Annotated in this window: 15 protein-coding genes; 8 read left to right on the top strand and 7 right to left on the bottom strand. The window is 40.3% G+C overall.

Translation table 11 applies throughout. The features are described 5' to 3' along the window. Positions 1 to 108: 108 nt before the first annotated feature. Entirely contained in the window at positions 109 to 480 is a 372-nt protein-coding gene (locus BP896_RS08640; RefSeq protein ID WP_291767575.1) for a cupin domain-containing protein, read from the bottom strand. 99 nt (positions 481 to 579) lie between these two features. Further along, positions 580 to 1425, bottom strand: a complete 846-nt coding sequence (locus tag BP896_RS08635; protein ID WP_291767573.1) for an aldo/keto reductase — start codon at positions 1423 to 1425, stop codon at positions 580 to 582. Positions 1426 to 1521: 96 nt separating this feature from the next. Here BP896_RS08635 and BP896_RS08630 point away from each other — a divergent pair, with 96 nt between their 5' ends. Both BP896_RS08630 and BP896_RS08625 read left to right on the top strand, forming a co-directional pair. Further along, a complete protein-coding gene (locus BP896_RS08630) occupies positions 1522 to 1842 on the top strand; it encodes a 50S ribosomal protein L37ae (RefSeq protein ID WP_291767571.1) in 321 nt (106 codons plus the stop codon). 65 nt (positions 1843 to 1907) lie between these two features. Beyond that, positions 1908 to 2312 carry a hypothetical protein gene (locus BP896_RS08625; protein WP_291767570.1) on the top strand — a complete coding sequence of 135 codons (405 nt, stop codon included), beginning with the start codon at positions 1908 to 1910 and terminating at the stop codon, positions 2310 to 2312. Between the two features lie 60 nt (positions 2313 to 2372). On the opposite strand, the gene BP896_RS08620 is transcribed toward BP896_RS08625, so the two are convergent. Further along, a complete protein-coding gene (locus BP896_RS08620; RefSeq protein ID WP_291767568.1) occupies positions 2373 to 2669 on the bottom strand; it encodes a DUF2250 domain-containing protein in 297 nt (98 codons plus the stop codon). 51 nt (positions 2670 to 2720) lie between these two features. After that, on the bottom strand, positions 2721 to 3683 hold the full coding sequence (locus BP896_RS08615; RefSeq protein ID WP_291767566.1) for a Fis family transcriptional regulator: 963 nt from the start codon (positions 3681 to 3683) through the stop codon (positions 2721 to 2723). 93 nt (positions 3684 to 3776) lie between these two features. On the opposite strand from BP896_RS08615, the gene BP896_RS08610 reads away from it, so the two are divergent. Further along, on the top strand, positions 3777 to 5480 hold the full coding sequence (locus BP896_RS08610; protein WP_291767565.1) for a hypothetical protein: 1704 nt from the start codon (positions 3777 to 3779) through the stop codon (positions 5478 to 5480). Positions 5481 to 5614: 134 nt separating this feature from the next. On the opposite strand, the gene BP896_RS08605 is transcribed toward BP896_RS08610, so the two are convergent. After that, positions 5615 to 6484, bottom strand: a complete 870-nt coding sequence (locus BP896_RS08605; protein ID WP_291767563.1) for a hypothetical protein — start codon at positions 6482 to 6484, stop codon at positions 5615 to 5617. A 50-nt stretch (positions 6485 to 6534) separates the two neighbouring features. On the opposite strand from BP896_RS08605, the gene BP896_RS08600 reads away from it, so the two are divergent. Continuing rightward, entirely contained in the window at positions 6535 to 7398 is an 864-nt protein-coding gene (locus BP896_RS08600) for a hypothetical protein (RefSeq protein WP_291767561.1), read from the top strand. Positions 7399 to 7435: 37 nt separating this feature from the next. Here the strand turns inward: BP896_RS08600 and BP896_RS08595 are convergent, their stop codons facing one another. Together BP896_RS08595 and BP896_RS08590 are read right to left on the bottom strand one after the other, a co-directional pair. Further along, positions 7436 to 7663, bottom strand: a complete 228-nt coding sequence (locus tag BP896_RS08595) for a hypothetical protein (RefSeq protein WP_291767559.1) — start codon at positions 7661 to 7663, stop codon at positions 7436 to 7438. Between the two features lie 468 nt (positions 7664 to 8131). After that, entirely contained in the window at positions 8132 to 8818 is a 687-nt protein-coding gene (locus tag BP896_RS08590) for a helix-turn-helix domain-containing protein (RefSeq protein WP_291767557.1), read from the bottom strand. Positions 8819 to 9232: 414 nt separating this feature from the next. Between BP896_RS08590 and BP896_RS08585 the strand changes: the two genes are divergently transcribed. The 4 genes from BP896_RS08585 to BP896_RS08570 all read left to right on the top strand — a co-directional run bounded on the left by BP896_RS08585 (position 9233) and on the right by BP896_RS08570 (position 12546). After that, positions 9233 to 10063 (top strand): MFS transporter, encoded by an 831-nt coding sequence (locus BP896_RS08585; RefSeq protein ID WP_291767556.1) that lies wholly within the window; start codon positions 9233 to 9235, stop codon positions 10061 to 10063. Continuing rightward, the gene (locus BP896_RS08580; protein WP_291767554.1) at positions 10020 to 10310 is read left to right on the top strand and encodes an MFS transporter; all 291 of its coding nucleotides are present in this window, start codon (positions 10020 to 10022) and stop codon (positions 10308 to 10310) included. The genes BP896_RS08585 and BP896_RS08580 overlap by 44 nt, the downstream gene beginning before the upstream one ends. A 254-nt stretch (positions 10311 to 10564) precedes the next feature. Next, on the top strand, positions 10565 to 11050 hold the full coding sequence (locus tag BP896_RS08575) for a hypothetical protein (RefSeq protein ID WP_291767552.1): 486 nt from the start codon (positions 10565 to 10567) through the stop codon (positions 11048 to 11050). Positions 11051 to 11283: 233 nt separating this feature from the next. Beyond that, the gene (locus BP896_RS08570; RefSeq protein ID WP_291767551.1) at positions 11284 to 12546 is read left to right on the top strand and encodes an ATP-binding protein; all 1263 of its coding nucleotides are present in this window, start codon (positions 11284 to 11286) and stop codon (positions 12544 to 12546) included. Positions 12547 to 13193 lie beyond the last annotated feature (647 nt).

The raw sequence follows: 13193 nt of genomic DNA, 5'->3' as shown, positions 1-13193 counted from the left end.
GGGATTAAGTACTGAAGAATTTAAACTATGATGCATGAAACCTTAAGTCATCAACAGTAGTGAGTATATCTAAGAACCCAATGATCTTTAACTTAATTCTTCATGAAGCTACTCCAAGACCTCAATGCTCATATCCCCTTCATATGATATTACAGTAATTAACTCTAAGTCACTATCACTGGTATTCCTTATTGAATGAGGTACATTAGATGGTACGAACACGCATGTACCTGGTTTAACCTCAATTGATTCACCGTTAATAATCATGGCACCTCTACCACTTAATACCAGGAAGGTTTCATCGTAGGCATGCCTATGCAATGGCGCCCTACCCCCAGGTTTAATTAACTGCCTCCTAACGGCATATTTACTTGAACCATTACTTCTACTAACCAGCCACTGTGTGAACACACCAGTGGCTCCTTTTATATTAAGCGGCTCCGGTTTAACATCGTTTACATTAACTAATGTGTAACTCATAGCCTAATAATAACGCTTAGTGTTTAATAATTTTGCAGCGTACATAAAGCTCCGACCCTTTAGAGTTAAGAAAACATTATGGCGCTTAACTTGTTTAGCCTACTTGCCTCTGAACCATGCCTCAATTGAGTTAATCTCCTCCTCACTTAACCTCCAGCCCACTGCACCAAGATTTTCCTTAACGTGGATTGGATTAGACGCCCTAGGTATTGGGAATGCATTCTCATGCTTACTTATTATCCAATTTAAGGCTATTTGGGCAGGCGTCTTATCCCCATGGTTCTTCTTAACCAGGTTTATTAAATCCCTCGGAAACTCCCTCACTAATTTACCATGGCCCAGGGGGTAGTAGCACAATATAGCCATATTCTCCCTCTTAGCGTACGGTATAATATCCCCCTCAATCCTCCTATCAACTAAGCTATAGGGTAATTGAAGTGCAACTACCTCATGCCTCTTTAAAGCCTGCTGTGCCTCAATCACTTGGTTTAGGTTAAAGTTGCTTAAGCCAATGAATCTCACAATACCCTTATCCACTAGGTACTCCATGGCCCTCATTGTCTCCTCAATGGGTACTCTCCTATTTGGGAAGTGAATTTGATAAAGATCAATATACTTAACGTTAAGCCTCCTTAAACTGCCTTGAGCAGCCTTAATTACTGAGTCATACTTAAGGTGATTTAGCCAAACCTTAGTAGCTATGAATAATTCATCCCTATTAAAGCCTCTAATAGCCTCACTGACAATTGGTTCACTACCATATATTTCAGCAGTATCAATTAGGTTAATGCCATTCTCTAATCCAACCCTTAAGGCTTGTAACTTCCTTTCCCTAGAGGGCCTTAAACCAATCATAGAGGCTGCAATCCACAATGGGTCATAGTAAGTACCCATGCCTATTACGGAAACCTTAACCCCACTTCTCCCAAATAACCTATACTCCACGGTAAAGTGCTTTCAGTGGGCTTTTTAGCATTATTTAAGGGCTAGAGGGAGAGGCTGCCATGGTAAAGTTTTTAAACGCAGGTTAGGCGATGAAGTGTGCCATTCAGCCACACTAAGATAGTTGGGCCAACTGGTAGATTTGGCGCCAGGTATGGAATGGGGATTAGGAGGAAGGTGCTTCAGATAGAGGTTAAGCAAAGGGGGATGCATAGGTGTCCACAATGCAGATCATTGGTTAGGCTTAAGAGGCTTGCCTTCGGCATTTGGCAATGCCCAAAATGCGGTTTCACTTTCGCCGGAGGAGCATACATTCCTCAAACCATAATGGGTAGGACAACCACACCAGAGGAGCTTAAGGCACCTGAGAGGCAGAAGCAGATTTGGAAGGAGTCCGTGAGGCGGAAGGCAATTGAATAGTGTATTGCTGAATTAACTATATTAATGCGAAACACTTAAATGCGCAAAGTTGAGTTAATGCTGAGATGCCTATTGACTTTATGAAATTTTATAATGCGAAAACCGCAGTCGAGGATATTAGGAGCGATATAGAGCAGTTGAATAAAGTTTTAAGTTACATTGATTCTGAGTTATCCATAATGAAGAGGTTTGTTAAGGGTGAGAGGAGGTTAATGGCTAAGGGTGGAGGTGGGTCCTATGAGTATATTAGGTTCACTTACTTTAATTACATAATAGACGTTCATGTAACTCCTCCATGGTTTGAGCTTAATTCATTAATGAGTGCGATTAGGAGTAAGTTAATGGTAATTTCTGATTCCCTCAATAAGTCAATTAAGGTTATTGAAAAGATGGGTGATGATGTTAAGGACCTAAGACTAATAGGTGTGGTTATTGAGGATGGTGAAACTAAACTAGTGTTAATACCTTGATTCCCCTCGATTGCTTTACCCATTATATAGCCACCACTTTTTAGTATTATGTGGAGGGAATCATCTCCTACTGCGTTTAGCATTAGCCCTAATAAGTAACTCACCATTCCTGCTTAACCTATAGTATATGTGATGCTTCCTAACCTCATTACTAAGCTTAAACCTAGCCACATTCCTCTTAAGGGTTTTCCCACCCTTAACCCTCTCCACTAGGCCCAGGTATTCAAGCTTATCAAGTATCTGTAAAACCTCCTGTAGAGGTATCCCAGTGCTTAATGCAATGGATTTACCGTAATCAACATTAGCCCTCCTTAAGTGAACTAGGACTGCAATATCCTTATCCGTAAGCTCATTCATGAATCATTAATTAGGCTTAAGTATATTAACCTAACTCAGTCAAAGCNNAGCCTATAATTGAAGCCTCCTAATGCCTACACCGCTTGCATCATTTAATACCTCTATTAGGCTTAGCTTATCCATATTCAGCTTATCCTTAAGCACCCTAACAAATACCTCAAGGCCTTGACTTGGCTTAAGCAGGGGTGCCTTATATTGAGCACCAGCGGCATAAGGATGCCCACCACCACCTAGGGCTGAGGCTACTCTTGTGCAGTCGAACTTAGACTTATCGGCACCGCAATAATACCTGAATGTCCTTGAATTTAACTTAACCAGTATATTAACCATACTAGCCCCCCTCTTCTGAAGTTCTATTGTTAACTGCCTGTAGGATAAGCTACCCACCCTCCTGCTAAAGTATACGTTAACTACATTATCTATGGGTATTTGATCAGCTATCTTCAACATAAGTTCCTTAGCCCTATACCCCCTCTCCACAATATCCTTAACCCAAGGCTCATTAAGCGCCATTAACCCCTCCCGTGCCAGTGCCTTAGCTAACTTAACCTTCTCACTGTAGTTGGAGAACCTGGCAGCCATATCTATTTCCTCCGCCTCCTTGGAGGCTATATTAGCTGTATCAGTCTCTATGGCTACCTTAACTAGGTCCTGCGCCTTTGAGTCATTGAGGTTAAGCCCCTTAGCAGCCATATAGGCTGAACAGGGGGCCTCTGGGTCGTAGTATTCGAATTGGGCGCATGGTTTATTAGTCCTGTGGTGATCAGCCCTAGCCACAGCCTTCCCTGGGCAAGGTAAGTCAGCTACGAAATCCCATTCAATCACCCTGTATAACCAACCCTTCTGCACCTTACTTGGTGGTGCAAACACTATTAAACCATTTGGGTACTTCATGAGAAATAACGCTGCACTAGTTAAGCCATCAGCGTCCCCTATGTCACATAGGGCAATGGGCCTATTCATTAACTTAGCCTTAATAACACTCATTAACGCTCTTAAATCCTCTAAGTCCACATTAAGGTAAGCATTAATGGGGGTTAATTAACCTATCGTGGCTTCAGATACCGATTAATAATGCGTTTAAATATTGATTCCGAATACCTACATGTGGCCTGTGGTTTAAACCTGGATTTAAGCAACTGTACCTCAGGGGGATTAATTAAGGAGTGCAACCAAGGTGAATATTCAATTAAGCTACTTAATGGGGGATTAAGTGGTAATTGGTACATTATTATTCATGCGCCATCGCAATTAAGTAACGTTAAGTTAAGAGGCATTACTAGTGATGCCGTTATCAGCGACTTAAGTTCAAGGCGTGGTGGATGCGTTATTATTCCAACCACCGCATACTGTTACCGTGAGAATGATGTAGGGCCATACTTGATAAGTGAAGTTAATCCTCAGTTAACCATTAAGGGTAATGAGCTTTGGGTTAAGACCAGTGGCGAGGGTGATTACTGCGATACATTAATCACCATCACCAGTGACCCTAAGGGGCTCATTAATGCCTTAAGTAAGTTACCGAAACCATTGCCTTTACTTTACGGTGGGTTCTTTGAGGATGGTTTAATATGGGCCTTAGTTAAGGCTGGGTACGTCAAGGAGAGTGAGCTCCCTGGCTTCATAAAACCTAGGCAAGCCTACTACTGGGTTAGGGGTGATGTTGCCAATGTTGCGTTAACTAACTGGGTTGAATCAAGTAACGCTGTTTTCCTAGATATCCTAGTGTTTGCCTATGAGGAATTATTAAACAAAATGAATGAATACGGCGGCGTTAAGATACCTTACATAACGGCAGCTAGGGCTAAGGATATTTATGGGTCACCGCAGCAGTCATACGTATTCAACACTCTATTGAGGGGTTTTGAGTTAACCGGTGACTCAAGGTATCTTAAGGGTGCCCTTAAGGCCCTTGAATGCTACAATGTTCAGCCACCCAATTGCCTAGGTTACATTGACTTGGGTAATGGATTAAAGTGGTTTAGATGGGGTAGTAGGCACTTCCTCTCCAGTGATCCCCAGGGTTGGGAGAACCTAATGGTGCTTAATACACACTTAATGGCTGTGTTATCCTTCAGTGAGGCATACATCAGGGGCTTGTGTAGTGAATGTATTAGGGACGCGTTAAGTGGTGTTGAGGCTATTGTTAGGCTTTCCAGTGAATTCCAGAGGAGTGATGGATACCTTTACTATAGCTTATACTCTAAGGCACATATGGGTGAGGGTGAGGATGATAAGTACCCACCTTATAGGGGTTATAGTTTACTTAGTAGTAGGTTAGCCTTAAAGTCCTCAATATACTTAAATAATAATGAATTATATGATATTGCCAAGAGGGCTTGCCTAATGGGTTATAGTAACGTTATTAATGGTAAGTGGAGTGAATATGAGGCAGTGGCCCGTTGCTTAAGCTTACTTTACCTTAAGGAGGGTTGCAGTGACTTACTTAACAAGTTAATGAACATCCTTAGGATTGCCTATGAGAAGGGGGTTAGGGTGATTGTTAATGGGTATGGCGTTGAGGATGCACTCTATGCTCAGTATCAACCAGCAATGTTAATTCAAGGTAACTCTCAATTAATCTACGTGGGGCCACGGCAAGGTAAACTACTTATTGCAGCCTACTCGCGGGAAGCCTCAAGGATAAAAGTGAGGGGTTATGGTTCATTAAGTGGGCATGAGGTTAAGGTGAGGGGTATTAGTATTGACTACGTTAATGGGGAGGCTAATGTAAGTAATGGTGAAGTTACGCTTAAGGGTGAGGCATTAATAAGTATTGATGAAAACGTGGTTAAACCAGCCATGGTGTAATAATGGGAAATGCTTATAAACACCATCTCCACCTAGGAATCAGCGGCCGTAGTCTAGTCTGGTTTAGGATAAAGGGGGCTGGGGTGTCTCCTCTTTTTCTAACCCATACTTCACCCACCGTGGGTTCTTAATTCTTATATGGCATGGAGAATTAGAATAACAGGTACGAAACCAAGCAATACAGGCAACGGTAATGCTGGTGCATATCCCCTAAAGGGTAGGAGTATCCTATAGGTTGCATAGAAGCCGATTAAAACACCGAGTACAAGCACGGTGAGTGTTAAGGCCATTGAGCTTCCGGCAAGGGATATTGTGAAGCTTGACATTAATGAATACACTACTAAGTCACCCACACCTATTGCCGTATCCCTTAGGTCAAGGACAAGGCCCCTAAGTAGGCTCCTCCCAACACCACCCTTCATTGAATCAGCCAACTTACCCAATAGGCCCTTGTAAACCATGAATACATCGTATATCGCCAACGCTATTGGAACCATTGCCGCCGTCACTGGGGGTAGGCTTGTAGCCAGTAGTGAGCCGGCCATGGCGCTGTAGGATACTATGCCAATGCCCCTCAATAATTGATTATTACTGTATAGGGAGAAGTAGCTTAATACTGCTGTTAAGCCTAGGCTTAATGGGTAAAAGGTTACTATGAGTAGGAGTGGATAGATATCATAGTAGGTTGCGTACTCATATAGGTAGAAGGTTACTAACGTATAGATTAGGAAAATAATCATGGCATCCTTAAATACTGCAAACGCCTTAAACTTAGCATACCTAACCAGGAGGTAGACTACAATTAAGCCTGCTAAGGCCATTAGCAGGATTATTAAGGTATTGTAGAAGCCTGCTGAGACGGTATTACTACTGCTTATTACTGGGCTTGGTGTAGGTATGTAGGCGTGCTTTAATGTTAAACCTATGGTTAATAACGCCCCCATTATCATTGAGGATAATGGCGGTACTATGAAGTACGGCTTAAAGCCCACGGTGTTAGGCATAGTGGTTAAGCGTGAATACGCTTATAAAAATATCGCCGAGCTGAGCCACCGTGAAGTCGCTGATCATTGACCACTGTAAGGTTGGCTTATGCGTTAACTCCGCCCTGAGGCTAATGATGAGTAATGGAATTAAGCCAATTAAGGCTATTGATGATGCCGTAATAGTTACTACCGGTGAACCGCTGGTTTATATAAATGATGAACAATATAATGCAGTTAAAGAAATATTACCGGCAATTAACTTATCAATATGCGCCTCAACTGCCTTAGCCATGGTTAGAATGAGTACTGGGTTAAGGCCATATGTATTCTCAAGTGATGTGAAGGAGTTAGGGGACTATGCCGTAATATCAGTAATATCAGGTAATGGCGGCTTCATTGATGATGCTGGATTACTTAAGGGTAATGAACCAGTACCAGTAATTAGGCATTACACGTATGAGATTAAGCCAAGTGAGGAATCTACCCTAGTGCTTAAGTTCACGCATGATTCCATGGAATTAATTGAGGAGATTAATAAAGTGTATGCAATGGGTTACAGCGGTAACATTATCATTGAAGCAGATGCCTTAACTGTATTTAAGAATAGGAAGGCGTTAAGGAGACTTACCCCAGCAGCACTTGGCGTTGTTGTTAGGGGTTTCAGGGACTTATGTGCATTAAGAGTAATTGACGTTGATAAAGCGGTTAACGCGTATAGGTGTAGGCAATGCTGGATTGATTACGTTGGTGCCGGGCAGATTAAGACTTGCCCAAGATGCGGTAGTAGGGTGATTGAGCTCATTAAGGATTCCAGTAGATTAAGGATTATTAACCCAGAGGCCCTACTAATTAAGGCTCAAGGTGAATTAACTCACAGTAAGTTAAATAGGCTAATAATACTTCCATTATCCTGGTTCACGCACGGTAAGTAACATTAATCATTGTTATTCATCATTTAATTCAATACACTTACTGTACCTTAACTAATACCATCCATACGGATTCCCTTAATGTGCCAATCCCTGCAGTATTCATTGGCGATACATTTACTGAAACTAAGTATACGCCCCTACATGCTTCATGAGCTTCTGCATATACTTCATAACTCTGCATCATGAAGGGTATATCCCATATTGTGGCTGCACATGCTTCACCATTATAGTGAAGCATGTAGTTGAATGGCCTATCTTCAGTCATACTATTCAATTACATTACTACTATATTTATTTTCCCCAATAATTCAAGTTAAGGCACATAGTAATTCAGCTTCATTTTAACGAATCTCTAAAAATAAGATTCACCGTATGGTTAAGAAGCCGCACCACCATAAAGAGCTAGGTAATTCATGGTAATAAGGCCGAATTCTACTTTAGGTTCTGGGTATACTATGCCAAAGTATTGGGAGGGTTTAAAACTAGTAGCATCAGTGTTTTTAGTCTTAAACATAAGGAGGGCATTGAAGATTCATATAGCCTTAGGGAGGAACTGATACCTTAAATAGGGCTTCGCATTAATTTAACCTTAAGGCCGAAAATTTCCTGAATCTACACCTATTAGTCTAATATAGGTGAATTAATGAATAATGCCCTATTGATTATGGTATTGGTAATATTTTATATATGAATTAATTGCATACGCATTCTTAATTGATATGTGGCTTAATAATCATCCCTTAATAATTATCCTAAGTATCTTATTTAATGATGATCGCAAATACCTGTCTATGGTGGATTTAGAGAGTTTTAATTCACTTGAAAGTTCACTTACGTTAACCTGCCTTGGTACATTAAAGAAGCCACGCTTAAAGGCATACATGAGTATCCTATACTCACTGGGGTTAAGTAATGATTCAAGTCTAAGTGAACCAGCATTGAAGGAATTATCAATATTCAATGCCCTTAACTTAACATTAAGAACCTTCCCATAATTACTAATGCTGGTTATGAATTGTTCAGTATCCTTAGAATTAAGTGTAATGAAGCCCCAATGCTCAATACCATTACTGTAATAGGCGTAGGCCTCAATAAGCCCCATGACTTGAGCCAGATAACGCGTTGAGACTTTAACATTACCCTTAACAATCATTTTAACGTACTTAGGATAACCAGGGTTAATACCCTCCATGTATACTACATTATCATTATGCCTACGTAGTGAATTAATAATGCTTCTTAGTGCGTACTTATCATTAACCTTCAATATAGCCATCTCAAGAACCTGCCCCCTTGAGTAAATTATGCCAGCTTGATTAACCCAATAGTACCAGTGGAGGTCCTGTAACCCAGCTGTCCAATCGACCTCATGAATATAAGTCACATCTAATAATGCTGGGTGAATATGATGAGTATCCACGATTCATTACTCCTCTTAGTAGTTATAAGCATTACCTCATAAAAACTATAGTACTATTTACTTACTTTAAACTAAGGTTCTCATTATACATGCAACGCTTTGCATTGCTAATTTATAACTAAGGCTTTATTAATTAGGCCCCTATGAGTGGAGACGTAATAAGGAGGTTTGATGAAGCTCGATTGACGTCAGCTCACTATAGATGGACTATACTGGCCGCAATGGGTGACTTCCTTGATGCTGGTGCAATAGTTGCCGGGGCTGTTTCAACAATATACTGGATTAGTGTGTTTCACTTAACGTCACTCCTCCTCGGTATCATTGCAGCCTTCAGCCCCAACGCCTTCGCAGCCTTTATAGGNNGCCATTGCTGCTGGACCACTGGGGGATAGGTATGGTAGGAAAACCATCTACATGTATGACCTACTAGCATACTTCGTGGGTACGGTCCTAATGGCTGCTGCAGTAAATTACGTAATGCTTCTGATAGGCTACATAATAACTGGTATTGCGGTTGGCCTTGATGTACCCACCTCCTGGTCCCTAATAGCTGAGTACGCGCCTAAGTATAAGCGTGGATTCCTAATGGCCTTCACCAACGTAATGTGGTACATTGGCCCAATAATAATGCTACTCCTAGGCATAGCCTTCGAACCCTACGGTGCATTAACCTTCAGGGTAGTATTCGGTGTTTTAGCTGCAGTGGCAATAATAACCTGGGTGCTTAGAAGGGGCCTTATTGAATCACCCAGATGGGGGGTTGTTACAGGTAAGACTAATGTAGTGGAGTCTGCATTGAAGCAGCTTGGCGAACAGGCCCCACAGGTTAATGCCCAGCAAACACAATATAAATATAAGTGGAGTGACATATTTAAGTATAAGAAGGGCCTTGCCTTCATAATACCAATATACATATTCTGGGGTGTCCCTGCCGGCACCTTCGGTTTCTTCCTACCCTTCTTCTTCAAGGATATTGGATTCACATCCACAACAATGGCCTATACTGGTCAAATACTATGGTTCATTACAGCAATAATAGGCGTTACGGCAGTCTACATGCAGTTATCCGATAGGCTTAATAGGAATCTCATGTATGCTGTTTCCGCGGCAATATGTGCAATATCGTTCGCAGTACCCATATTCCTACCCTTCAGCATACTATGGGTTGCATTACTCAATGTAATAGGCTTTGGCTTTGGGCATGGTATGTGGCTTTGGCCTCAAACNNAGGGTTTGGTCCACTGAATTATTCCCCACTGAGGTTAGGAATAGTGCGCAGGGATTCGCATGGTCATGGATGAGGTTCGCACTGGGTGTGTGGAGCCTGGTTGTGCCAACTATAATATCCATAATTGGCTATAAGGCCATTGCCGCAGTGGCTACGGCGTTCTTCATACTTAACATCATAATAGGCTACTTATATGGTCCAAGGTCACAGGGTAAGAGCCTTGAGGATGTTTTAAAGGAATTCTACGGCGGTAAAATACCTTAAGGGCATTCATTACCTTAAATAAGCTTAAATATCATTTATTTTTCAATTCATTAATCAAAGAATACCTCATAAATGCATTACACCAGGGTATTAGCTGGGAACATGACACTAATTAAACTATTAACTAAGAATTCCTAAACCTTTACAACTTATATTAACCTTGATAATAATTGTAGGAATTTAATAATAAGTTTAAGGCCATGCAGTAACTGATTTCCAGTAAAGCTTATAAGGTGGTTCAATGCTTTAAGTGCATGGATTTAAGTGAGTTAATTTCGCTGCTTGCAAGTAGGGGTGTTGATTACTTGATGTCTCAGTTACCCAGCCTAATAGCCAGTAGGCAGGTTTCCAGGGAGGATGCTCAATTAATATTAACCTACGTAATGAGGGATGATATTAAGGCATTAAGAGATGACATGAGGATGCTTAGAGATGATATTAAAGCGATGAGAGATGATGTAAAGATGCTTAGAGACGACATGAAAATACTTAGAGATGATGCAAGGGCCCTAAGGGATGATGTAAAGACATTAATAGAGGAAAGTAGAATGATGAATAGTAAGCTTGATGATTTACGTAAGGATATTACTGACAGGATTGATAATCTACGTAAGGATATTTTAGATAGATTAGATTTACTGAATAATCAACTTAGGGTCCTTAACGCCAACATTGCCTCAACATACGAGTTAACATCAAAGATTATGGCTAAATTAATGGAATTAGGTATCACTAAGTGAAATTCAGTGAACTTAACGTATTTAATAAGCTTATACTTATTGAGTTAAGTAATTAGATATTGAACTTAGCTACAAGTAATAGCATTAATGACATGGCCTACATTTACTAAGTCATATGACTAATATTAAACTATATTGAAGTATGCATTAGGAAGCTACTTCATTAAAAAGCATGAAGTTGCTACTCACAGTAGCAAATCTTTTTAAGGAGGCTGCTACTATAAGTATCAATAATGAGTATTGAGGAGTTTAACCCATGGTGGAGGGGTAGTGGGTATATTAATTATGATCCAGATATTGTTAAATGGAGTAGTGCTAAGGTTAGGTGGATTCCCAAGGAGGCTAACACTATATCGTTAAAACCATTCTCGCTTAATTTCATTTATGGGCCCCGTCAAGTTGGGAAAACTACAATGATGAAGTTGATTATAAGGGACTTACTAAATAGAGTTAAGCCTGAGGCAGTGTTTTACTATAGTTGTGACCTACTTAGTGATTATGAGGAATTGCTTAACGTTTTAAGGAGGTACTTGAGAATTAAGGAGGAGCATGGTATTGAAGTAAGCTACATATTCCTTGATGAGGTTACCTATGTTGATGAGTGGTTTAGGGCCATTAAGTATAGTATTGATAGGGGATTATTTAAGAACGATGTAGTGACCATAACTGGATCAACAAGCATATCCCTAAGGAGGGAGGTGGAGACATTCCCAGGTAGGAGGGGTTACGGTGTTGATGTTGTATTGTATCCGCTTAGTTTTCAATCATACGTAAAAACACTAAGGCCTGAAATTGAAGTAAGCCCTGGCTGGTATGGTGAGATTAAGGAATTATTCGAGAAGTACCTTATTACTGGTGGGTTCCCATTATCAATAAACTCATACATTAACTTCAATACAATAACATCTGACGTTTATAAGTCCTATATTGATTGGATTACCTACGATATTAGGAGGATGGGGAGGGATGAGAAGCTTGTGAAGGAGGTCCTATCAATACTACTTGAAACTGCTGGGAGTAGGGTTAGTTATAATTCAATTGCAAAGGAGCTTAACGTATCCCATAGGACCATCTCAGAGTACATTGATTTACTAAGCAGGATGCTCCTAATAGTGGCCTTAAACTACATTGATGTCAACACTGGCAATAGGGATTATAGGAAGTTAATTAAAGTACACTTCATAGACCCATTCATATATAGGGTAATCTCACTATGGACTGGGGTTAAGCCACCTGATGATGCAATAATAGTTGAGGGTGTGGTTGCCTCTCATTTATCCAGGGTAAGTGAAGTCGGATACACTGTAATTGGTAGTAGGGAAATTGATGTTGTATCAGCAAGTGACTTCACAGGTTATGAAGTTAAATTCCGTGAAAGGGCTAGGGGAGTGGACGTTAAGGCAGGTAAAATGAAAAAAGTCATAACAATATCAAAGGACACTGAAGATATTAACATCATACCAGCACATGTATTTCTGGCTCAATTAAACGCATGATTATTGTAAATGCGTTTGAAACCAACTAGAAGTAAGCATACTTTAGATTACTTCTAAAATATAAGGAGAATAATCATTAATACCATTACTAATTAAAGTAAAATATAAGGTAATAGGCTACATAAATAATGATACCGCAATATTAAACACCACTAGCCACTAAGACAATAAGCACCACATCCACAAAAACTAATATTCCTTACCCCTTAGCCACCCAGCAGAAAATCATAAGGCGCACCAATACTGAGTCAGGTCCCCCGAACTGACTCAAGGCACCCTGCAGCCAACTTCCCACCTGGAATTGAATTGTAATATACTATATACTAGATGCAATTACATATGTATCACTATGTAGTCAACTTACTAGCTGGAGTTATTAATTTAATATTTATTAATATGTTAAATTAATTTATAGCATGTTGTTACAGGTTAGCTAGCATAATAAATAATATATTGATTATTATTGTTAATTAATTTCAATATATTTATCCTTGTGCTTACTTCGAATTATATTAGTGTAGGTGGGGGTAATTATGGCTATTGGTGTAAAAGTTTAAAGGATGGCTGTGCCTTAATCACGTGGATAGAATTAAATTACCGCTCGCCCCTGGCATTAATGTTGAATTCACTGATAGGGAGTTGGCTCT

The sequence above is a fragment of the Caldivirga sp. UBA161 genome (assembly GCF_002506515.1).
GTDB lineage: Archaea > Thermoproteota > Thermoprotei > Thermoproteales > Thermocladiaceae > Caldivirga.
Note: the sequence above shows the minus strand (reverse complement) of the source record. Positions and strands in the feature narration are given on the sequence as shown.